Genomic DNA, 20,682 nt, shown 5'->3' with positions numbered 1-20,682 from the left:
GCACTTCGACGTCCGGGGCCCTGGGCCCGGTCGATCCGGCGATCGGCGGCGAATGCTGAGTCTGGAGCGAGAGTCTGAGATTCAGTGATCACCGATCATTGGTGATCGTCACGACAGGCTTCAGCTTCAGCTTTGCGCTCCTCGCGCACCCCGGCCGCGAAAGGCCGGGGAGTTTCGAAACGGTTACTCGAAGAGGTAACCGAAAAACGCGTCACCGACGCGCTGGTCGACGACGTCGACGCCGTTCGCCTCTTCGCGGGCGAATTTCACGGCCTGCTGCAGTTTCTCGACCCGGGTCAGGATTTCGTTGATCCGGCGGGCGGGAAGGGCTCCGGAGAACTTCACGGTCGTCCAGTAACCGACCGGCACGTCCTCGTAGTACACCTCGACCTGCGCCGGGTGCTTCTCGGTGGCCTCCGCCTTCACATGGTTGCGGGGCACCTTCCTGGTGCGCAGGGTCCGCACCGGCTCGGTCTTCCAGGCGTCGGTGGAGGGGTCCCGCACCCAGGACTCGGAGGCGTCGAGGACCGGCAGCTTCCGTACGAAGGTGTGGAGGTCGACGAGCTGCTTCTCCAGGAAGAGCAGGTAGGACACGGGCACGTCGGCGACGAGGACCCGGCCGTCGACCTTCACATCGGCGCGGGCGGTGCAGTTGGCCCAGTCCTTCGTGGCGGTCACGTCGAACAGCCGGGTCAGCGTGGCCGCGGTCTCCCGCAGCACGTCCTCGGCCTGCACCTGTACGCGCGTCGACTCGGGCGGCAGTTGCTCGCCCTCCTCGTCCTTGGGCTGGTAGGTACGCGAGATACCGGCCAGCAACGCGGGCTTCTGCAGCCCGTGGTGTGCCGCGGTCAGGTCCTGGTGAGCCTTGGACTTGATGCCCTTCTCGACTGCGATGATCTGATTGAGTTTCGCCACGGAAAGACCGTAGCAACGGCAACTCGCCCCTTCCAACGATTATTCGGGGACGTGCTTCAAGGCGGCCCGTACGCATTCCTCGAAGAGGTCCGAGGCCCGCTCCACCACGCTCACCAGCGCGTCGGATTCCGCGGTGCCGAGAAGGCGGAGGAGTTGGTCGGCCTGCCGCAGCCCGGCCCTTTCCAGCAGCCGTTTCTCGTTCGTCACCCACTCCCCGCGGGCCGCGAGCACCGCGTGCGCCGTCTGTGCGGCCGCGACGGCGAGCGCTCCGGCGGTCTCGGTCCGCCGGCCGGCGGGGGCGTGGTGGGCCCGGGCGTAGCCGAGGGTGGCGCGGGCGGTGCCGTACCAGCGGTCGGGCGCGGTACGGCGGAGCGGTGCGGGGTAGGCGGGGGGTTGCCGCAGCTCACCGCGCAGGACCCGGTTGACGGCCAGCTCGGCGAGGAGGAGACAGGTGGGTATCCCCGCGAGATGGAACAGCAGCGGCTCCACCCGGAAGCGCCCCCGCTCGGCCTCGGCGCACTGGTGCTCCACGACGTCGAGGTCCCGGTAGTGCACGTCGACGCGCCGCCCGTCGACGGTGAGCCAGGCGCCCCCGTTGAACACCCCGCCGCCCCACCCGCCGATCTCGGAGACCTCGCCCTCCCAGCCGACGGCCCGCAGGTCGTCCGGGTCGAACGGCCCCCGGTAGTGGACGGCGAGGTCCCAGTCGCTGCCGGGCCGGTGCGTTCCCTGGGCCCGGGAACCACCGAGCGCCACGGCCCGAACCCCGGGGAGGGCTGCGAGACGGTCGGCGGTGGCGTCGAGGAAGGCGGCGTCGCTCAGGGCGGGCACGGACATCGGTCTCCAGGCTGGGGTGCGGCTCCGGGTGGCCAGGGTGGCGGGGCGGCGCGGCCGATGTCGAACGGTTGTCGCCTGCCGTGCGCCCTCGGCGGAATCAGGGCCTGCCCCACACCCGTCTCTTCGGCACCGGCCGCGCGAAGGCCCCCGCGCGGCTGGTCGTCAGGCCCAGGCCCACCAGTGACTCCGCCAGCTTCACGGCGGCCCCCACCCCGTCCACGACGGGCACGCCCAGTTTCTCGGACAGCTTCGTCTGCAGGCCCGTCATTCCGGCGCATCCGAGGACCAGGACCTCGGCTCCCGCGTCCCGCGCGCTCTCGGCGGCCGTGAGGAACGCCGCCTCGGTGCGTTCCTCGTCGCCGAGGTCGAGGACACCGAGGCCGGTGCCGACGACGGCGGCGCAGTTGCGGCCGACTCCGGCGAGTTCCAGGCTGTCCTCGATCTGGCCGCAGGAGCGCTCCAGGGTGGTGACGACGCCGTAGCGGCGGCCGAGGAGGCAGGCGAGGTGGGCGGCGGCCTCGGTGATGTCGACGACGGGCACGTCCACCAGTTCCCGGACGCCTTCGCGGCCGTGCTCACCGAAGCCGGCCATGACGACGGCGTCGTAGGACGGGCCGTCGTAGGTGCGCAGGGTGTCGATGACGGCCGCCGCCGAGAGGTAGCTGTCCAGCCAGCCCTCCGCCGACTCGGGCCCCCAGGCGGGGGTGAGGCCGAGCACGGCGGTGCCCGGGCCTGCCGCGGCCCGGGCACCTCGCACGATCTCCTCGGTCATCTCCTGCGTGGTGTTGCAGTTGGTGACGACGATCCGTACGTTCCGCACGCTTCTCAGACCTCCGCGGGCTGTTCGGGGACGGCCGCCCGCTCGGTGCGGGTCAGCAGGACGTAGAGGCCGGCCGCGAGGGCCGTACCGATGAACCACGAGTAGGGGGCGACGTCGCTGAAGGTCTTCACCAGCGCGAGCACCGCGGCGACCCCGGCGGAGGGCAGGAACGCCCACAGCGCCTTGGGGTTGACGCCCTTGCGGTAGTAGTAGCGGGAGCCGGGGGTGGCGTCGAACAGTTCGTTCACGTCGACGCGGCCGCGCTTGACCAGGTAGTAGTCGACCATGATCACGCCGAACAGCGGGCCGAGGAAGGCGCCGAGACCGCCGAGGAAGTAGTTGACGACGGTGGGGTTGGAGAAGAGGTTCCAGGGGGTGACGACCAGCGCGGCGACGGTGCTGATCATGCCGCCGACCTTGAAGGTGATCTTCTGCGGCCAGACGTTGGCGAGGTCGTACGCCGGGGAGACGAAGTTGGCGACGATGTTGACGCCCATGGTGGCGATGGCGAAGGTCAGCGCGCCCAGCACCATCACCCAGGTGTTGCCGACCCTGGCGACCAGTTCCGCGGGGTCGGTGATGGCCTCGCCGAACACCTCCAGCGAGCCGGCCGTCACGATGACCGACACGACCACGAAGGCGGTCGAGTTGATGGGCAGGCCCCAGAAGTTGCCGCGTCGTACGGTCTTGTAGTCGGGCGCGAAGCGGGAGAAGTCGCAGAAGTTGAGCATCAGCGTGCCGTAGGTGGCGAGGATCAGTCCGATCGCGCCGAACCACTGCCGCCACTGCTCACCGACGGAGACCGGGTGCGGGGTGGTGGTGAGCGAGATGGTCCAGTCGGCCTTGGCCAGCACCCAGACCGCCAGCGCGATCATCACCAGCCAGATCGCGGGACCGCAGAAGTCCTGGAACTTGCGCACGGACTCCATGCCCTGGCTGATGATCAGCGCCTGGATCAGCCAGAGGGAGAGGAAGGAGACCCAGCCGAGGGCGTCGAGGCCGAGGAAGGAGCTGTGCGTCCAGGACTCCAGGCCGGGCCAGGCCGCCAGCAGCATCACGTTGACGGCGACGGAGGCCAGGTAGGTCTGGATGCCGTACCACATGATGGCGATCACGGCCCGGATCAGGGCGGGGACGTTGGCGCCCCAGACGCCGAAGCTGATCCGGCTGACGACCGGGAAGGGCACGCCGTGACGCTGACCGATCCTGCCCATCCAGTTCATACCGATGTAGATGAGCACGAAGCCGACGAGGAGGGAGGTGAAGATCTGCCAGACGTTCATGCCGAGGACCAGCAGACCGGCCGCGAACGTGTAGTTGCCGAGGTTGTGGACGTCTGACATCCACATGGCGAAGAGGTCGAAGACCTTCCAGTTGCGCTTCTCGGCGGGGGCGAGGTCTTCGTTGGTGAGCCGGGGGTCGGGAACGAATGCTGGCGCGCCGGTGGCTTCGGCGCTGTCGGCAAGGGACACGGGGCCTCCATGAAGTGGATGTCCTGCTCTGGAATCCGCGTTTGGTATACCAAACTGCGGTCATGCTCCTCCCGTCAAGCGTTCTGACCGATGTCCGTCCCGTTACGGCTCGGTAAAAGCACCCCCGGGTCGGCGAAGATGGCCCCATGAGCCCCACGACGAAGATCGAACCCCTCGGAGCGGTGCGCGAACGCGTCCTGGCCACCCTGCGGCAGGACATCATCGCGGGCCGTCTGCGTCCCGGCGACCGGCTCGTCGAGCGGGAGCTGGCCGAGCGGTTCGGCGTCTCACGGGTACCGGTCCGCGAGGCCATCCGCTCCCTGGTCGCCGAGGGCTTCGTCCTCTTCGAGTCGGCGCGCCGCACCGTCGTACGCCGCCTCACCCCCGACGACGTCAAGGAACTCTTCGAGCTGCGTGAGGCGTTGGAGGTGTACGCGGCCGGACTGGCCGCCTCCCGGGCCACCGAGGAGGTGCTGGCCGAACTGCGCGGGCTCCTCGACCAGGCGGCCACGGCCACCGCCGCCGGGGACGCCGAGACGATCACCGACATCAACACCCGCTTCCACGACGCCATCCTCGCCATGGCGGGCAACAGCCTGCTGATCTCGGTCATGGAACCCGTCGACGGCCGGATGCGCTGGCTCACCAGGCAGAACGAGGAGTGGCCCCGGCTCCTCGCCGAACACCGCGAACTGTACGACGCCCTCGCCTCCGGCGACCCCGACCGGGCCCGCGCCCACGCCCTGCGCCACGTCCAGGCCAACTACCGCTCCACCGTGCGGCACCTCTTCGGCGACCTCGAACAACCGACCGAGCACGATCAATAAACTCTCCTCCGGACACCCAACGGGAGGAGAAGAGGAACATGGTCAGCAGACGCGGGCTGTTGAGCGGAGCCGCACTCGTGGGGGCGGGCGCGATGACCGGGGTGATCGGTGGCGCGGGAAGCGCCACCGCCGACGCCCCGCTCGACACCCCGTTCACCCCGGTCGCCGCCCCGCACCTGCTCGAAGCCGAGCGGATGGTGCAGTACCAGCGGTTGCTGGCGGCCGGGCATCTGCCCGCCGGACTCACCGGACACTGGCCGCTGGACGGCTCGGGCGCCGACCGCTCCGGCCGCGACCGGCCCCTCACGCTCGGCACCGGCGCGACCTGGTCGGCCCTGCGGGCCGGCGGCGAACTCGGCCTCGACGGCACCTCCGGGGCGTACGCCGCCACCACCTCCGTCCTGGACACCACCGCCCCCTTCACCGTCTCGGCCTGGGTACGCCTCGCCCCCGACGCCGACCGCGGGAACATGTACACCGCCGTCAGCCAGGACGGCACCCGCTGCAGCCGCTTCCTGCTCCAGTACGACGACGCGGCCGCCACCTGGGCCTTCAAGGTCCGCGCCGAGGACCAGAGCGTCAAGATCTCCGCCCTCGCCACCACGACCCCGGTCCTCGGCCGCTGGACCCATCTGACCGGCGTCTGGGACGGCACCCGCGTCCACCTCTACGTCGACGGCACCCTCGAAGGCAGCGCCGACGCGGCCCTGTCCTGGGCCGCCGGCCAGGGCTTCAGCATCGGCCGGGCCCGCTGGGACGGGGCGTACGTGAACCGCTTCAAGGGCTCCGTCGACGACGTCCGCGCCTACGGCCGCGCCCTCACCGCCGACGAGGTCTCCCTGATCAGCGGGCGGACGGCCCGCGCCAACAACGTCTACCTGATCGGCTCCCCCTCGACCGTCACCTGGGGCACCCCCGACGACCCGGCGAGCTGGATCGCCCACGCGCGCTGCTCGTCGTTCCTCACCTGGGTACTGCGGCACACCTACGGATGGGCCACGGACGACTACTTCCGCCAGTACTTCCAGGACCGCGTCCCGGAGGCCGCCGACTACCGCAAGGCCTTCACCGACGGCACGGGCGGCCCCCGCTTCCAGCGCATCCGCAAGGTCGCCGACCTGCTGCCGGGAGACCTGATCGCCGTCGACTACCAGGGCACGGTGGAGAACAACACCGGGCACATCGTCATGGTCCGCGAGGTCAAGGGCGTCTTCAGCGGGGTGGCGGACTTCAGCGGCGAGACGCAGTACGCCGTCGAGGTCGTCGACTGCACCGCCGAGCCGCACGGCGTGTACGGCCTGACCAACTACCCCAAGTACCCGGACACCCGCATGGTGAGCACGGTCGAAGGCGAGAACTTCCAGGGCGTCGGCATCGGTCACATGATGTTCTACGCCTCCGACACCACCGGCGAGTTCTCCCGCTACCGCTGGAGCGTCAACTCGTCCAAGTCGACGAACACCTGGCCGGTGTCGGACCGGCCGGTGTCGGCGGCCCGGATCGTGTGATCCGGGGAGCCCGGACGGTGTGATCCGGGGAGCCCGGACAGTGTGATCCGGGGAGCCCGGACAGTGTGATCCGGGCGGGGCGGCGGCCGGTCGCCGACGCCCCCTCCCCTCCCCCGGGGCGGGTCAGCGGCGGGCGTATCCGTCCGTCGCCGCCACCAGCGCCTCCGTGATGCCCGGAGCGCTCGCGTTGTGTCCGGCCTGGTCCACGATAACCAACTCGCTTCCGGGCCAGGCGTGGTGGAGCCGCCAGACGACGCCGACCAGGTTGCCGAGGTCGAGGCTGCCCTGGACGAGGGTGCCGGGGATGCCCTTGAGGAGATGCGCGTCGCGCAGGACCACACCTCCCTCCTCCCCCTCCTCGCCCAGGAAGTGACCATTGGCCCAGTAGTGGGTGACGGTACGGGCGAACCCGCTGCGGAACACCGGATCCTCGTACCGCTCCACCGAGCGCGGCGGCGCCGGGATGATCGCCGTCTCCCAGTCGGTCCACGCCCGCGCCGCCCGCTCCCGCACCTGCGGATCGGGCGACTCCAGCAGCCGGTTGTACGCGGCCGGCAGACTCCCCTCCCGCGCCGCCCCCTCCGGCAGCCCTTCCAGGAACCGTGCGAAGGCCTCCGGGAAGAACTTCCCGATCCCCCTCGTCAGCAGCTCCACCTCCGCGTCCGACCCGGTGGCCACCCCGGTCAGCACCAGCTCGCTGACCACCCCGGGATGCGTCTGCGCATACCGCAACGCCAGCACCGACCCCCATGACACACCCCACACCAGCCACCGCTCGATCCCCAGCCGCTCCCGCAGCAGCTCCAGGTCGGCCATGAGGTGAGCCGTCGTGTTGACGCTCATATCGGTGTCGTACACGCTCGCGTGCGGTGTGGAGCGCCCGCAGCCCCGCTGGTCGAGCAGCACGATCCGGTACGCCCGCGGGTCGAACAGCTGCCGCGCCCACGCGCTCGCCCCCGATCCCGGGCCCCCGTGCAGCACCAGTGCCGGCTTGCCCCGCGGATTCCCGCAGGTCTCCCAGTACACGCGGTTCCCGTCCCCCACATCGAGCAGGCCGTTCTCGTACGGTTCGATCTCCGAATACAGGCTCATCCGGGCACCCTAGGCGTCAACTGCCGCCCACGTCGCGCCCATTGCCGCCGCCGTCACCGGTCCGGCAGCCCCGCCGCGTCGGCCGCCGTCCGCAGGACGGCGCTCAGCATGTCGGGGGTGAGCCGACCGGTGAAGGTGTTGCGCTGGCTGACGTGGAAGCAGCCGAACAGCTCCAGCGCCTCACCGTCCGTTTCCGCCCCGGCCAACGACACATGAGACCCGTGCCCGAAGACCGGCCGAGGCCGGGGCACCGTCCACCCCGCCGCGGCGAACGCGGGCAGTGCGGCCTGCCAGCCGAACGCGCCGAGGACGACGGCCGCGCGCAGCGAGGGCCGCAGCAGCCGCAGTTCCTGCACGAGCCAGGAGCGGCAGGTGTCCCGCTCCTTGGGGGTGGGCTTGTTGGCGGGCGGTGCGCAGTGCACCGGCGCCGTCACCCGGACCCCGTACAGCTGGAGCCCGTCGTCGGCGGAGACGGAGGTGGGCTGCGAGGCGAGCCCCACCTCGTACAGCGCCCGGTACAGCACGTCCCCGGAGCGGTCCCCGGTGAACATACGGCCGGTGCGGTTGCCGCCGTGCGCCGCAGGGGCGAGCCCCACGATCAGCAGCCGGGCGTCCGACGGGCCGAAGCCGGGGACCGGGCGGCCCCAGTACGTCCAGTCGGCGAAGGCCGCCCGCCTGGTACGGGCCACCTCCTCACGCCACGCCACCAGCCGGGGGCACGCCCGGCAGCCCGCGACCCGCCGGTCGAGCCCGCCGAGACCCTGTGGGGCGACCATGTCTCCACCGTACGGCCGGTGGCCGGGCGGTGGTCAGGCGGGCTGCCACAGCTCGATCCGACGGCCCTCGGGATCGGTGACCCAGCCGAAGCGGCCGACGCCCTCCATGTCCTGGGTCTCCTCGGCCACGTCCGCTCCCCGGGCGCGCAACTGCGCGAGCATCGCGTCCAGGTCGCGGACCCGGAAGTTGAGCATGGTCTGCTGGGTGCGGGAGCCGAAGTAGTCGGTCCCTGACTCGAACGTCGCGAACACCGTCGCCCCGGCCTCCTGACGCCACAGGCCGTGCTCGTCGACGTCCAGGCCCAGACACTCCCGGTACCAGGCGGACAGGGCCGCGGGGTCGGCTGCCCTGATGAAGTACCCACCGATCCCCAGCACACGTTCCATGCCCGGTATCTTGCCAGGACGGCGACCGGCGCGCCCGCACCGCGCCCTCGTCACTCCCGCGCCCGCACCGCCCGCACCCAGATCCCGTCCTGCGTCAGATACCGGTCCACCCTGAGACCCGCCTCGGCCAGCGCCTCCTCGAACCGGGCCTTGGTGAGGGGTCTGGCCAGGAAGGTCTGCGTCCAGGTCGCGTCCGGGAACACGTACTCCGCGCGGACCGAGTGGACGCCGTCCCCGATCGGCTCAGAGGACACCATCCGCAGGGTGAAGCCGCTCGGGTCGACCCGTTCGCGCGGGAGGCCGGAGTGGTAGTCGGCGCCCTCGCGCTGGATCAGTACGCACCCCCCGTCGGCCACGTGCCGCGCGCAGGCGCGCAGCATGCCCCGGCGGACCTCGATGTCCCCGCTGTGCACGAGGAACGAGGCGAGCATGACCACGTCGAAGGTCTCGCCCAGGTCGAGGGTCTCTATCGGGGCGCATAAGGTGCGCGCCCCTCGGACGCGCTCCAGCATCTCGGCGGACTCGTCCACCGCGGTGACCGTGAAGCCGTGTTCCAGCAGGGCGTGGGTCACGCGTCCCACTCCGCTGCCGAGTTCGAGGATGTGCGCGCCGGCGGGCACCGCCGCGCGGATGATGTCCGGTTCGTCCCTCACCGGCAGGCGTGAGTAGAGCTCGACCGCACAGCCGTCCGGGGTGATCGCTCCGGGGCCCGTGCCCGCGTATCCCTGTCGCATTTCGAGTCGCATGCCCGTCCAACGGCCCGCTTCCGGTCAGCCGTTCCCCTCTCGCACAGGTTCACCCTTTCGAGCGGACGGGTGGAAGAGTACGTTTCAAGGGAGGAGTGGTGATCCCGATGCGTACGGGCAGTGAGCCGACGACCGCGCGCAGTGCACTGCGGATGCGTGCCTGGCTGAGCGTGTGGGGGCTGCTGTGGGCGGTCTTCGGGACGGCCGCGTTCGCCCTCGCGGGGCGTCCCGGGTGGGCGGCCGCCTGCGGGGTGCTCTGGGTGGTGGTCACCGTCGACCTGGCGATGGTCCTGAGGCACCTGCGACAGGGCCCGCACTACCAGCCCGGGCGCGACATCCCGCCGTACCGGCCGCCGGACCCTCGTCCCTGAGCGCCTCCATGGGCGCCGGGGCGGTCAGGTCTCGAAGCGGGCCGCCTCGAGGTACTGCGGTTTGGGGTCCAGCGCCGCCGCCAGGCGGAAGTGGCGTTTGGCCTGGTCGGAGCGGCCCTGCCGCTCATAGGTGCGGGCGAGCGCGAAGTGCGCGTAGGCGTTGTCCGGCTCCCGCTCCAGCACGACGGTGAACTCCAGCTCGGCGGGCCTGAGTTGCGCGGCGGCGAAGAACGCGCGGGCGCGCAGCAGGCGAGCGGCGGTGTTCTCGGGGTGTGCGGCTATGACACGGTCGAGAAGTTTCACCGCACCCCGCGGGTCCCGTGCGGCGAGCAGTTGCTCCGCGGCACGGAAGTCGATGACATGCGTCTCCGGAGTACGTCCGGTCGAACCGCTGGTTTCGGGCACGGAAAAATCCTTCCCTTGCTGGGAGGGTTCAACGCGCGGAGCACGGGCCCCTATTCCGAGCGCGCCTCGTGCGAGCCCCCCTCTTGCGAGCGCGCCTCGTGCGTGGACCGCCGCGCCCGGCGTGTCAGCTCGGCCCACACGTCCTTCACGCGCCGCTCCAGCTCCGCCAGGGGTACGTCGTTGTCGATGAGGACGTCGGCGATCGCCCGGCGCTGCTCGCGGGTCGCCTGGGCGGCCATCCGGGCCCGGGCGTCCTGCTCGGTCATGCCGCGCAGCCGGACCAGCCGGTCGAGCTGTGTCTCGGGGGCGGCGTCGACGACGATCACGAGGTCGTAGAGCGGGGCGAGGCCGTTCTCGGTGAGGAGCGGCACGTCGTGGACGACGACGGCGTCCTCGGGGGCGGCGCTCTCCAGTTCGCGGGAGCGGGCGCCGACCAGGGGGTGCACGATCGCGTTGAGGGCGGCCAGCTTCTCGGGGTCGGCGAAGACGATCGAGCCCAGCCGGGGCCGGTCGAGGGCGCCGTCCGCGGTCAGCACCTCCTCGCCGAAGGCGTCGACGACCGCCGCGAGTCCCGGCGTGCCCGGCGCGACGACCTCGCGTGCGATGCGGTCCGCGTCGATCAGGACGGCGCCGCGCTCCACGAGGAGCCGCGACACCTCACTCTTGCCGGCACCGATCCCGCCGGTCAGGCCCACCTTCAGCATGGGGCGAAGCTTAGGGCCTGCCGTCGGCCGTCGGCCCGGCAGGCCCCGCGTCCCCGCTCCCGCGCGGCCGGGCCGTGGCTCAGTTGTCGCCTTCGCGTTCCGCCAGGAAACGTTCGAACTCGCGGCCGATCTCGTCCGCCGACGGGATGTCCGTGGGCTCGGCGAGCATGTTGCCCCGGGTCTCCGCGCCGGCGGCGGCGTCGTACTGGTGCTCCAGGCCCTGGACGAGGGAGGTGAGCTCCTCGTCGCCTTCGCGGATCTGCCGGTCGATCTCCGTCTGGGTGCGGTGGGCGTCGGTGCGCAGGCTGTGGGCGATGCCGGGCAGCACCAGACCGGTCGCCGCGGTGATCGCCTCGAGGACGGTCAGCGCCGCGTCCGGGTAGGCGGAGCGGGCGATGTAGTGCGGGACGTGCGCGGCCACACCCAGGACGTCGTGGCCCGACTCCATCAGGCGGTACTCGACGAGCGCCTCGGCGCTGCCGGGGACCTGGGCCTCGTCGAAGGGGCTGCGATGGCCCGGGACCAGGTCGGTGCGGTTGCCGTGCGGGGTGAGGCCGACGGGGCGGGTGTGCGGGACGCCCATGGGGATGCCGTGGAAGTTCACCGACAGACGCACCCCGAGCCGCTCCACGATCTGCCGCACGGCCGCGGCGAAGCGCTCCCACTCGACGTCCGGCTCGGGTCCGGACAGCAGCAGGAAGGGCGCTCCGGTGGTGTCCTGGACGAGCCGCACCTCGATGGCGGGCTCCTCGTACTCCGTCCAGCGGTCGCGCTTGAAGGTGAGCAGCGGCCGGCGCGCGCGGTAGTCGACCAGCCGGTCGTGGTCGAAGCGGGCGACGAGCTGGTGGGGCAGCGAGTCGAGGAGCCGGTCGACGATCTGCTCGCCGGTCTCGCCCGCGTCGATGTATCCGTCGAAGTGGTAGAGCATGACAAGTCCGGCCGACTCCTGGGCGAGCGCCATGTCGACGACGGCCAGCCCCTTCGGCTCCCATGCGTACAAACCCTGCGGATCAAGCACCTGGACCGCTCCTCCTTGTGTTCCCCCCATGTCAACGCGCGTACAGGCGCGGGCATTCCCGCCCTGTGGGTGCTTGCTCAGCGGGGGACGCCGATAACCCCCGGGGGTGCGGGGAACTGCGCGAGAAGGCGCCCCACCGGCGGAAAGCCGAAAAGCCGAGGGGCCGTACCTCGAAAGGTACGGCCCCTCAGTCAGGAGCTACTGCTCAGTGGGCGTTCAGCTCTGCCCGCCCGCCAGCTTCTCGCGCAGGGCGGCCAGCGCCTCGTCCGAGGCCAGGGCACCGGAGGTGTCCGCGCCCTCGGAGGAGTACGAGCCACCGGTCGCGGCCGGAGCCGCAGCCTCGCCGCCCTCGGCCGCGGCGGCCTCGTCGGCCTCGCGGGACTTGATGACCTGCTTCTGGTGCTGCTCGAAGCGGGTCTGCGCCTCGGCGTACTGCTGCTCCCACGTCTCCCGCTGGGTCTCGTAGCCCTCGAGCCAGTCGTTGGTCTCGGGGTCGAAGCCCTCGGGGTAGATGTAGTTGCCCTGGTCGTCGTAGGACGCGGCCATGCCGTACAGGGTCGGGTCGAACTCGACCGACGCCGGGTCGGCACCGAAGGACTCGTTGGCCTGCTTCAGCGAGAGGCTGATGCGACGACGCTCGAGGTCGATGTCGATGACCTTGACGAAGATCTCGTCGTTGACCTGGACGACCTGCTCCGGGATCTCCACGTGGCGCTCGGCCAGCTCGGAGATGTGGACCAGACCCTCGATGCCCTCGTCCACGCGGACGAACGCACCGAACGGAACCAGCTTCGTGACCTTGCCGGGCACGACCTGGCCGATCTGGTGGGTGCGGGCGAACTGCTGCCACGGGTCTTCCTGGGTCGCCTTCAGCGACAGGGAGACGCGCTCGCGGTCCATGTCGACGTCGAGGACCTCGACCGTGACCTCCTGGCCGACCTCGACGACCTCGGAGGGGTGGTCGATGTGCTTCCAGGACAGCTCGGAGACGTGGACCAGACCGTCGACGCCACCCAGGTCCACGAAGGCACCGAAGTTGACGATCGAGGAGACCACACCGGAGCGGACCTGACCCTTCTGGAGGGTCGTGAGGAACGTCTGGCGGACCTCGGACTGGGTCTGCTCCAGCCAGGCGCGGCGGGACAGGACCACGTTGTTGCGGTTCTTGTCCAGCTCGATGATCTTCGCCTCGAGCTCCTTGCCCACGTAGGGCTGGAGGTCGCGGACACGGCGCATCTCGACCAGGGAGGCCGGGAGGAAGCCGCGGAGGCCGATGTCGAGGATGAGACCACCCTTGACGACCTCGATGACGGTACCGGTGACGATGCCGTCCTCTTCCTTGATCTTCTCGATGGTGCCCCAGGCACGCTCGTACTGGGCGCGCTTCTTCGAGAGGATCAGGCGGCCTTCCTTGTCCTCCTTCTGGAGGACGAGGGCCTCGATCTCGTCGCCGACGGCGACGACCTCGTTGGGGTCGACGTCGTGCTTGATCGAGAGCTCGCGGCTCGGGATGACACCTTCGGTCTTGTAACCGATGTCGAGCAGGACCTCGTCCCGGTCGACCTTCACGATGACGCCGTCGACGATGTCGCCGTCGTTGAAGTACTTGATCGTCTCGTCGATCGCGGCGAGGAAGGCTTCCTCGTTACCGATGTCGTTGACCGCAACCTGCGGGGTGGTGGCGGTGGTCTCGGTGCTGCTCGTCATGTGGGAAAGGGCTCCGGTTACGGACAGAAAGTCGTAGGTACTGCTACGCCGGGAGCCCGTATCGCTCTGATGAAGCCGGACAGCTTAGGAAGCGCCTCACCGATCGAACCGGTGACGCGCCTCGACAACCGAGGGGACATACAACAGATGCGAGCGCAGCCTGCTCCGTCTGAGGTGCGCAGGCCCGCAGCGCAACTTGTAGCATACGGGGGCAGCCGGGCAGGGTCAATGCGCGAAGGCGCACACCCGGGGCAGATCACCGCATACCCGGCACACAACCTTTCTCCTGAGGCCACGCAGGCCGCAGGAAGCCCCTCCGGTGACACGTGTGTGACCACCGGCGGGCGGGTTGCACGGAAGAGTACGACGAGGGAGCCGATCATCCAAGAGCCCGCATCGTCCGCGCCCCTGTCCGAGCCGGCCTTCGAGCCCGAGGCCACCCGGCGCGACGCCGACGTCACGGAGAGCTCCCGGGCCAACCGGGGCTGGTGGGACCGCAACGCGGACGAGTACCAGATCGAGCACGGCACGTTCCTGGGCGACGACCGCTTCGTGTGGGGCCCCGAGGGCCTCGACGAGGTGGAGGCCGAGCTGCTCGGCCCGCCGGAGGACCTCAAGGGCAGGCACGTCCTGGAGATCGGCGCCGGCGCGGCCCAGTGCTCGCGCTGGCTGGCCGCCCAGGGCGCGCGTCCGGTCGCCCTGGACCTCTCGCACCGCCAGCTCCAGCACGCGCTGCGGATCGGCGGGGCGATCCCGCTGGTGTGCGCGGACGCGGGCGCGCTGCCCTTCGCGGACGGTTCCTTCGACCTGGCCTGCTCGGCGTACGGGGCGCTGCCCTTCGTCGCCGACCCGGTGCTGGTCCTGAAGGAGGTCCGCCGGGTGCTGCGGCCGGGCGGGCGGTTCGTCTTCTCGGTGACCCATCCGATCCGGTGGGCGTTCCCGGACGAACCGGGCCCGGAGGGCCTGACCGTCTCCGCCTCGTACTTCGACCGGACGCCGTACGTCGAGGTGGACGAGGAGGGCCAGGCGGTCTACGTCGAGCACCACCGCACGCTCGGCGACCGGGTCCGCGACATCGTGACGGCCGGTTTCCGCCTGGTCGACCTGGCCGAGCCGGAGTGGCCGGTGTGGAACACCTCCGAGTGGGGCGGCTGGTCCCCGCTGCGGGGCAACCTGATCCCGGGCACGGCGATCTTCGTCTGCGAACGGGACTGAGCGGCCGTACGCCATTCGTGGGGCGTACGACACTGGGGGCGTGATGCTCCGTGACGACGCCCTGGACGCGCTGCCCGTACGGGCCGCCCTGCCCGCCCTGAACGAGGCTCTGGACGGGCCCGGCACCGCCGTCCTGGCCGCGCCGCCCGGCACCGGCAAGACGACGCTGGTGCCGCTGGCGCTGGCCGGGCTGCTGGGCGAGGGGCCGGCGCGGCGGGTGGTCGTGGCCGAGCCGCGGCGGATCGCGGCGCGGGCGGCGGCCCGCCGGATGGCGTGGCTGCTCGGTGAGAAGACGGGCGGGAGCGTCGGGTTCACCGTGCGCGGGGAGCGGGTCGTCGGGCGGCACACGCGCGTGGAGGTCGTCACGACCGGCGTCCTGCTGCAACGGCTCCAGCGCGACCAGGAGCTGACCGGCGTCGACGTCGTCGTGCTGGACGAATGCCATGAGCGGCATCTGGACGCCGACACCTCGGCCGCGTTCCTGTGGGACGTACGGGAGACGCTGCGGCCCGAGCTGCGGCTGGTGGCCGCGTCCGCGACGACCGACACCGAGGGGTGGTCACGGCTGCTGGGCGGGGCGCCGGTGGTGGTGGCCGAGGGGACGTCGTACGACGTGGAGGTGGTCTGGGCGCCGCCGGACCGTCCGGTACGGCCGCCGCACGGGACGTGGGTCGATCCGGCGCTGCTCGCGCAGGTGGCGTCGGTGGTGCGGCGGGCGCTGGCCGAGCGGCCCGGGGACGTGCTGTGCTTCCTGCCGGGTGTCGGGGAGATCGCGCGGGTCGCGGGGCTGCTCGGGGGTCTGGACGGGGTGGAGGTGCTCCAGGTGCACGGGCGGGCGCCTGCCGCCGTGCAGGACGCGGTGCTCGCGCCCGGGGAGCGGCGCCGGGTGGTGCTGGCGACCTCGGTCGCGGAGTCCTCGTTGACGGTGCCCGGGGTGCGTGTGGTCGTCGACTCGGGGCTGGCGCGCGAGCCGCGGGTGGACCATGCGCGCGGACTGAGCGCGCTCGCGACGGTACGGGCCTCGCGGGCGGCGGCGCGGCAGCGGGCGGGGCGGGCGGGGCGTGAGGCGCCGGGGGTGGTGTACCGGTGCTGGACGGAGGCGGAGCACACGCGTCTGCCGCGGTTCCCGTCGCCGGAGATCAAGGTGGCCGACCTCACCGCGTTCGCCCTTCAGGTGGCCTGCTGGGGGGATCCCGGGGCGACGGGGCTGGCGTTGCCGGATCCGCCGCCGGGTGGGGCGATGGCGGCGGCGCGGCGTGTGCTGACGGCTGTGCGGGCGGTCGACTCCGAAGGTCGGGCGACGGCCGAGGGGGTTCGGCTGGCCCGGTTGGGGCTGCACCCGAGGCTGGGGCGGGCCTTGCTGGACGGAGCCTCGCTGGTGGGGGCGGAGCGCGCCGCGGAGGTCGTCGCCCTGTTGAGCGAGGAGGCTCCGCGGGAGTACGGGGACGATCTGGGCGCCGCCCTGCGGGGTGTCCGGCGCGGGGGTGACGCCTATGCCGGAAGGTGGCGTGCGGAGGTCCGGCGCCTGCGGGGCGTTCTCGCCGACATGTCCCACCCACCCGCGCATGGCTCCCCGCTGAATGGCGAGCGCGAGGCCGGAGCGGGTGCCCCCGACGATCAGGTCGCCGGGCTCGTGGCCGCCCTCGCTTTCCCCGAGCGTGTCGCCAGGGCCGACGGCGGCTCGTATCTCATGGTCTCCGGCACCCGCGCCGAGCTCCGGGACGGCTCGCCCCTGCGGTCCGCGCCCTGGCTCGCCGTCGCCGTCGCCGACCGGCCCCTCGGGAAGGGCCACGCGCGGGTGCAACTGGCCGCGGTGGTCGACGAGGAGCACGCCCGGGTCGCCGCCGGCGCGTATCTGGACGAGCGGGACGAGGTGCGCTGGGCGGACGGGGACGTCGTCGCGCGGCGGGTCGAGCGGCTCGGGGCGGTGGAGCTGACGGTGCGTCCGCTGCGGGACGCCGGCGCCGGTCCCGTACGGGACGCCCTGCTGGAAGGGCTCAGGCAGGAGGGCCCGGGGCTGTTGCGGTGGTCCGCGGAGGCGCGGACGCTGCGGCAGCGGCTGGCGTTTCTGCGGCTGCACCTGGGTGAGCCTTGGCCGGAGGTGTCGGACGAGGCGCTCCACGCGCGCGTGGACGAATGGCTGGAACCCGAGCTGGGCCGCGCCCGGCGGCGGGCGGACCTGGGGCGGATCGACGCCGGGGAGGCGCTCGGACGGCTGCTGCCCTGGGCGTCCGGGGATGCGGCGCGGCTGGACGAGCTGGCGCCGCCGCGGATCACCGTGCCGAGCGGGTCCGGGATCCGGATCGACTACGCGGACCCGGAGCGGCCGGTGCTCGCGGTGAAGCTGCAGGAGATGTTCGGGCTTCAGGAGTCGCCGCGGGTCGCCGGGGTGCCGCTGCTGGTGCATCTGCTGTCGCCCGCCGGGCGGCCGGCCGCCGTCACCGCCGATCTCGCCTCCTTCTGGAAGGACGGGTACAAGGGGGTGCGGGCGGAGCTGCGCGGCCGGTATCCGAAGCACCCCTGGCCAAAGGACCCGGCGTCCGCCGAGCCGACACGGCACACCAACGCCCGGCTCAGGCGCTGACCGGCTCGCGGGCGGTCGTCCGTGCCGGGGGCGGACCGAGCGGGCGGCGGCCGCGGGCCTCCAGGAAGAGGGCGAGGGCGAGGAGCAGGACGCCGAGGGTGAGGGAGCCCCAGGGCAGGTAGGAGGTCATCAGCAGGACCAGGGTGCGGTTGTGCTTGACCAGGGCGACGGTGTGCTCGGTGTAGTCCTCGCGCATCTTCACATGGCCGGCGAACGCCGTGACCTTGGCGCGGCCGCCGAGGAGGGTGCCGCCGCGCAGTTCCTCGCGGTGGATCTCCTCGCCGTAGACGGGCGCGCCGGTGAGCGGTTCCACCCAGAACCTGCGGACGGTGGTGTACCAGCGGGTGGTGCCGGTCTTGGCGACGGTCTCGGGGGTGATGCCGGCGACGGGCATCGTCTTCGGCATGGAGACCTCGGTCCAGGGGATGGTCTGCTCGAAGTAGTAGACCTTCACCCCGCGGAAGTCCTGGGTGCCCTTGTAGTGGATGGGGTTGCTGGTGCGGGTCTGGGCGTCGAAGTACTGGTAGTCGCGCTTCTCCGTCAGGAACGGCCACTTGAACTCGATGCCCTCGCGGCGGACCGGGTCGCCGTCGACCATCTCGCCGGTGGCGTGGACGGGCTCCTGGGTGTGGGCGTCGAAGATGTAGCGCTCGGGGACCTTGGAGACCATCTTGCCGTCGGGGCCCTGGATGTAGGAGAGGCCGTCCCAGACGACGACGTCCCGGCCGGCCGTCCTCTCTATCTTCTCGGAGGCCGCGACATCGCCCTTGAGGGTCTGCACGATCGTCACCTTGGGGACCGTGCGGGCGGTCATGGTGCCGTAGTCGAGGAGGGTGGCGTTCCTCGCCTCCAGGACCATCGTCTGGTACTCGTTCGCCGGGATCTTGGCCAGGCGCGGGAAGGCGTACCAGCGCACCAGGGGGGCCAGGGCCGCGCAGAACACGGCGAGGGCGAGCAGGACCAGGCTTGTCTTGCGGCGCATCTCGGCCTCCCTGCGGGGCGGTTACGGGTGGGCGGGCACGGTGGTCAGCAGCGGTTTCGGTGACGTCGTGCCGGTGGGTGTGCCGATCGCGGAGAGGGTCAGGACGAGGGCGAGCGCGACGGCGAGACCGGTCGCCGCGGCGATCAGGGCGCGCATACGGGCCTCCCGTCGAGAGCCGCCCGTCAAAGCTGACTGGGCGTCAGGTGCGGCACCGTAGCAACCGGCGGGTGAGATGAGAACACGTCGGACAGCACTGCGGCGCCCCTCCGTCGGGAAGGGCGCCGCAGTGGTCGTACGGGAGCGCGTGCTGCCGGGCTACGACCCGGAGGTGGACGACGACTCGCTCGCCGAGGCGGTGGCACTCGCGCTCGCACTCGCGCTCGCACTCGGGGAGGCGCTCGCGGAGGCGGACTCGCTGGGCGTCGGGTCCGGGGTCGTGGACACCGAGGCCGTGACGGTCAGTTCGACCGTGAGGGTCGCTCCGCCGGTGGTGGTGATGCGCAGCAGGTACGTGCCGGCGGTGTCGTCCGCGTACAGCTTCGGCAGCTGGAGGACGCCGTTCGCGTCGGTCTGCAGGTTCGTCAGGGTGCGGACCGGGTTGCCGGAGGCGTCCTTGAAGTAGGGGCCCTTGTCGTTGGCGGTCGGGTCGTCGGCCGACTTGATCAGGGTGGCCGTGGCGGCGACCTTGTCGGCCACGGCGCCCTTGTAGGTGGCCTTCACCTCGACCTGGTCGGCGAACTCGCCGCCGGCGACGCAGGTCGGCGCGGCGTCGGTGGTGCGGGCGAGGGCGTCGGCGGCGCGCGCGGTAACGGTGGCCTTGTAGTCGAGGGCGGTGATCGTGCGGCCCACGATGGTGGCGCGGACGGTGAACGTGCCGGTCTTCTCGCCCGCCTGGAGCGCGGGCGCGACGGCCACGCCCTTGCTGTTGGTGGCGACCGTGGCGACGCTCTCGCCGCCCGCGAACGTGAGGTCGGTGTCGCCGACGACGGTGAAGCGGACCCGGACCTTGGCGACGGCCTTGCCGGCCGCGGTCTCCGCGCGGGTGCTGACCTTCGTGGTGAAGGCGTCGCCCGCCATGGCGGTGAACGCGGCCGTGCCGCCCGCGTTCTCGAGGTGGTCGACCGTGTCGGTCGGCGTGGGCGTCGGGCTGCTCGGCGTCGACGGGGTGCTGGGCGTGCTCGGGGCCGACGGCGTGCTGGGCGTCGACGGGGTGGACGGCGTGCTCGGTTCGTCGTCGCTGCGGCCGGAGGGCACGGTGCCGGTGCCGTCGGGGATGGAGTGCGTGCCCTTGCGGTAGTACTCCAGCCACGACATGACGGTGTTGTAGTAGGCCGTCGAGTTGTTGTAGCTGAGGATCGCGCTGCGCATGCCCGAGGTGGTGGACATGTCCCAGTTGTTGCGGCACAGGTAGTGGCCGGCGGCGAGCGCGGCGTCGTAGATGTTGTTGGGGTCCTTCTTGCCGTCGTCGTTGCCGTCGCGGCCGGCCCACGCCCAGGTGGACGGGATGAACTGCATGGGGCCGACGGCCCGGTCGTAGGTGCTGTCGCCGTCGTAGGCGCCGTTGTCGGTGTCGCTGATGTTGGCGAAGCCGTTGCCGTCGAGGACCGGGCCGAGGATCGGCGAGAGGGTGGTGCCGTCGGCGCTGACGTTGCCGCCGCGGGCCTGGCCGGACTCGACCTTGCCGATCGCGGCGAGGAGTTGCCACGGCAGGTTGCAGCCGGGCTTGGACTGCGCCAGCTCGGCCTCGGCCTTCTTGTAGGCGTCCAGGACGGTCGCGGGGATGCCCGCCTCGGAACTGCCGGTGCCGACCGGGCTGGTCGTGGCGCTCTCGCTGGGCGCGGGGTTCGGGCTGTTCAGCGGCGGCAGGTCCGTGTAGTACGGCGAGTTGCCGGTGGCGCTGCCGTCGGTGCTCGCGTCCGCTGCCGCCGGGGTGTCGGCGGCGGCCTGTCCGCTTCCGCTCACCCCGCCCGCGGTCACGTCCGGTGCCTGGGACGCGGCCAGCGCCGCGACCGCCAGTGCGGCCACGGTGGTGTTGACCGCTCCCTTGCGCAGCCTCCTGCCGAAATGCGCCGACGACATGAAGCGAACCCCTCCCGTGGACGCCCGAGCGCCCGTGTCCTTGTCTCTGCGCCACGGCCGGCACCACGCTGGGTGGTGGCTGTGGCAACCCTTGCGGCTGTTGTGACGATCGGACCGCCCCGAGGGTTGCACCCGGAGAGGCCCGCGCGGTCTGTTCTTTTGTTCGACTGCACCCGACGGCACGGCAACCCCAGCGACCCTACGACAACTTCTTTTGCACCGGCACCCGTTCGCACG

The 20,682-nt window shown here is 71.6% G+C and carries 20 protein-coding genes; 5 read left to right on the top strand and 15 right to left on the bottom strand.

Features of this window, described 5'->3' with window-relative positions; all coding sequences use genetic code 11:
* Window positions 1-183 precede the first annotated feature (183 nt).
* From OG852_RS36175 to OG852_RS36160, 4 genes are all read right to left on the bottom strand, one after another.
* Window positions 184-915, bottom strand: a complete 732-nt coding sequence (locus OG852_RS36175) for a DUF7873 family protein (protein ID WP_133910196.1) — start codon at window positions 913-915, stop codon at window positions 184-186.
* Window positions 916-954: 39 nt separating this feature from the next.
* Complete coding sequence (locus OG852_RS36170; RefSeq protein ID WP_133910195.1) at window positions 955-1,752, bottom strand: nucleotidyltransferase family protein; 798 nt, start codon at window positions 1,750-1,752, stop codon at window positions 955-957.
* Window positions 1,753-1,849: 97 nt separating this feature from the next.
* Window positions 1,850-2,524, bottom strand: a complete 675-nt coding sequence (locus tag OG852_RS36165) for an aspartate/glutamate racemase family protein (RefSeq protein ID WP_133910462.1) — start codon at window positions 2,522-2,524, stop codon at window positions 1,850-1,852.
* A gap of 53 nt (window positions 2,525-2,577) precedes the next feature.
* Window positions 2,578-4,044, bottom strand: coding sequence for an NCS1 family nucleobase:cation symporter-1 (locus tag OG852_RS36160; protein WP_133910194.1), 1,467 nt, complete (start codon window positions 4,042-4,044; stop codon window positions 2,578-2,580).
* A gap of 146 nt (window positions 4,045-4,190) precedes the next feature.
* Here OG852_RS36160 and OG852_RS36155 point away from each other — a divergent pair, with 146 nt between their 5' ends.
* Together OG852_RS36155 and OG852_RS36150 are read left to right on the top strand one after the other, a co-directional pair.
* The gene (locus OG852_RS36155) at window positions 4,191-4,871 is read left to right on the top strand and encodes a GntR family transcriptional regulator (RefSeq protein WP_133910193.1); all 681 of its coding nucleotides are present in this window, start codon (window positions 4,191-4,193) and stop codon (window positions 4,869-4,871) included.
* A gap of 38 nt (window positions 4,872-4,909) precedes the next feature.
* Entirely contained in the window at window positions 4,910-6,379 is a 1,470-nt protein-coding gene (locus tag OG852_RS36150; RefSeq protein ID WP_133910192.1) for a LamG domain-containing protein, read from the top strand.
* A gap of 123 nt (window positions 6,380-6,502) precedes the next feature.
* On the opposite strand, the gene pip is transcribed toward OG852_RS36150, so the two are convergent.
* From pip to OG852_RS36130, 4 genes are read right to left on the bottom strand one after another with little or no spacing between them, the layout of a single operon-like run.
* On the bottom strand, window positions 6,503-7,471 hold the full coding sequence (gene pip, locus OG852_RS36145; protein WP_330350124.1) for a prolyl aminopeptidase: 969 nt from the start codon (window positions 7,469-7,471) through the stop codon (window positions 6,503-6,505).
* Between the two features lie 53 nt (window positions 7,472-7,524).
* A complete protein-coding gene (locus OG852_RS36140) occupies window positions 7,525-8,247 on the bottom strand; it encodes a uracil-DNA glycosylase (RefSeq protein WP_330350123.1) in 723 nt (240 codons plus the stop codon).
* A 33-nt stretch (window positions 8,248-8,280) separates the two neighbouring features.
* On the bottom strand, window positions 8,281-8,634 hold the full coding sequence (locus OG852_RS36135; RefSeq protein ID WP_133910189.1) for a VOC family protein: 354 nt from the start codon (window positions 8,632-8,634) through the stop codon (window positions 8,281-8,283).
* A 50-nt stretch (window positions 8,635-8,684) separates the two neighbouring features.
* Window positions 8,685-9,368, bottom strand: coding sequence for a class I SAM-dependent methyltransferase (locus tag OG852_RS36130; RefSeq protein WP_330350122.1), 684 nt, complete (start codon window positions 9,366-9,368; stop codon window positions 8,685-8,687).
* Between the two features lie 119 nt (window positions 9,369-9,487).
* On the opposite strand from OG852_RS36130, the gene OG852_RS36125 reads away from it, so the two are divergent.
* Entirely contained in the window at window positions 9,488-9,751 is a 264-nt protein-coding gene (locus tag OG852_RS36125; RefSeq protein WP_208117045.1) for a DUF6343 family protein, read from the top strand.
* Window positions 9,752-9,775: 24 nt separating this feature from the next.
* Here the strand turns inward: OG852_RS36125 and OG852_RS36120 are convergent, their stop codons facing one another.
* From OG852_RS36120 to rpsA, 4 genes are all read right to left on the bottom strand, one after another.
* Window positions 9,776-10,156, bottom strand: a complete 381-nt coding sequence (locus OG852_RS36120; protein ID WP_133910186.1) for a tetratricopeptide repeat protein — start codon at window positions 10,154-10,156, stop codon at window positions 9,776-9,778.
* A gap of 50 nt (window positions 10,157-10,206) precedes the next feature.
* Window positions 10,207-10,860, bottom strand: coding sequence for a dephospho-CoA kinase (gene coaE / locus OG852_RS36115; protein WP_330350121.1), 654 nt, complete (start codon window positions 10,858-10,860; stop codon window positions 10,207-10,209).
* Between the two features lie 79 nt (window positions 10,861-10,939).
* A complete protein-coding gene (locus OG852_RS36110; RefSeq protein ID WP_133910184.1) occupies window positions 10,940-11,878 on the bottom strand; it encodes a PAC2 family protein in 939 nt (312 codons plus the stop codon).
* A gap of 216 nt (window positions 11,879-12,094) precedes the next feature.
* On the bottom strand, window positions 12,095-13,585 hold the full coding sequence (gene rpsA / locus OG852_RS36105) for a 30S ribosomal protein S1 (RefSeq protein WP_133910183.1): 1,491 nt from the start codon (window positions 13,583-13,585) through the stop codon (window positions 12,095-12,097).
* 330 nt (window positions 13,586-13,915) lie between these two features.
* Between rpsA and OG852_RS36100 the strand changes: the two genes are divergently transcribed.
* On the top strand, window positions 13,916-14,800 hold the full coding sequence (locus OG852_RS36100) for a class I SAM-dependent methyltransferase (RefSeq protein ID WP_208117044.1): 885 nt from the start codon (window positions 13,916-13,918) through the stop codon (window positions 14,798-14,800).
* A gap of 43 nt (window positions 14,801-14,843) precedes the next feature.
* Complete coding sequence (gene hrpB / locus OG852_RS36095; protein WP_330351555.1) at window positions 14,844-17,384, top strand: ATP-dependent helicase HrpB; 2,541 nt, start codon at window positions 14,844-14,846, stop codon at window positions 17,382-17,384.
* Here the strand turns inward: hrpB and OG852_RS36090 are convergent.
* The 3 genes from OG852_RS36090 to OG852_RS36080 form a co-directional block, all read right to left on the bottom strand.
* A complete protein-coding gene (locus tag OG852_RS36090) occupies window positions 17,374-18,366 on the bottom strand; it encodes a DUF3068 domain-containing protein (protein WP_133910182.1) in 993 nt (330 codons plus the stop codon). The two genes, hrpB and OG852_RS36090, sit on opposite strands and share 11 nt — an antisense overlap.
* Window positions 18,367-18,387: 21 nt before the next feature.
* Complete coding sequence (locus OG852_RS36085) at window positions 18,388-18,522, bottom strand: SPW_0924 family protein (RefSeq protein ID WP_133910181.1); 135 nt, start codon at window positions 18,520-18,522, stop codon at window positions 18,388-18,390.
* Window positions 18,523-18,681: 159 nt separating this feature from the next.
* Window positions 18,682-20,445 (bottom strand): lytic transglycosylase domain-containing protein, encoded by a 1,764-nt coding sequence (locus OG852_RS36080; protein ID WP_330350120.1) that lies wholly within the window; start codon window positions 20,443-20,445, stop codon window positions 18,682-18,684.
* Window positions 20,446-20,682 lie beyond the last annotated feature (237 nt).

The sequence above is a fragment of the Streptomyces sp. NBC_00582 genome, assembly GCF_036345155.1.
Lineage (GTDB): Bacteria > Actinomycetota > Actinomycetes > Streptomycetales > Streptomycetaceae > Streptomyces.
This window is presented reverse-complemented; position numbering and strand designations above follow the sequence as displayed.

Coding starts and splice junctions, on each gene's coding strand:
- OG852_RS36090 (WP_133910182.1), bottom strand. CDS start 18,366: ATGCGCCGCAAGACAAGCCTGGTCCTGCTCGCCCTCGCCGTGTTCTGC.
- OG852_RS36150 (WP_133910192.1), top strand. CDS start 4,910: ATGGTCAGCAGACGCGGGCTGTTGAGCGGAGCCGCACTCGTGGGGGCG.
- OG852_RS36085 (WP_133910181.1), bottom strand. CDS start 18,522: ATGCGCGCCCTGATCGCCGCGGCGACCGGTCTCGCCGTCGCGCTCGCC.
- OG852_RS36155 (WP_133910193.1), top strand. CDS start 4,191: ATGAGCCCCACGACGAAGATCGAACCCCTCGGAGCGGTGCGCGAACGC.
- OG852_RS36165 (WP_133910462.1), bottom strand. CDS start 2,524: ATGACCGAGGAGATCGTGCGAGGTGCCCGGGCCGCGGCAGGCCCGGGC.
- pip (WP_330350124.1), bottom strand. CDS start 7,471: ATGAGCCTGTATTCGGAGATCGAACCGTACGAGAACGGCCTGCTCGAT.
- rpsA (WP_133910183.1), bottom strand. CDS start 13,585: ATGACGAGCAGCACCGAGACCACCGCCACCACCCCGCAGGTTGCGGTC.
- OG852_RS36080 (WP_330350120.1), bottom strand. CDS start 20,445: ATGTCGTCGGCGCATTTCGGCAGGAGGCTGCGCAAGGGAGCGGTCAAC.
- OG852_RS36125 (WP_208117045.1), top strand. CDS start 9,488: ATGCGTACGGGCAGTGAGCCGACGACCGCGCGCAGTGCACTGCGGATG.
- OG852_RS36140 (WP_330350123.1), bottom strand. CDS start 8,247: ATGGTCGCCCCACAGGGTCTCGGCGGGCTCGACCGGCGGGTCGCGGGC.
- OG852_RS36135 (WP_133910189.1), bottom strand. CDS start 8,634: ATGGAACGTGTGCTGGGGATCGGTGGGTACTTCATCAGGGCAGCCGAC.
- hrpB (WP_330351555.1), top strand. CDS start 14,844: ATGCTCCGTGACGACGCCCTGGACGCGCTGCCCGTACGGGCCGCCCTG.
- OG852_RS36170 (WP_133910195.1), bottom strand. CDS start 1,752: ATGTCCGTGCCCGCCCTGAGCGACGCCGCCTTCCTCGACGCCACCGCC.
- OG852_RS36130 (WP_330350122.1), bottom strand. CDS start 9,368: ATGCGACAGGGATACGCGGGCACGGGCCCCGGAGCGATCACCCCGGAC.
- coaE (WP_330350121.1), bottom strand. CDS start 10,860: ATGCTGAAGGTGGGCCTGACCGGCGGGATCGGTGCCGGCAAGAGTGAG.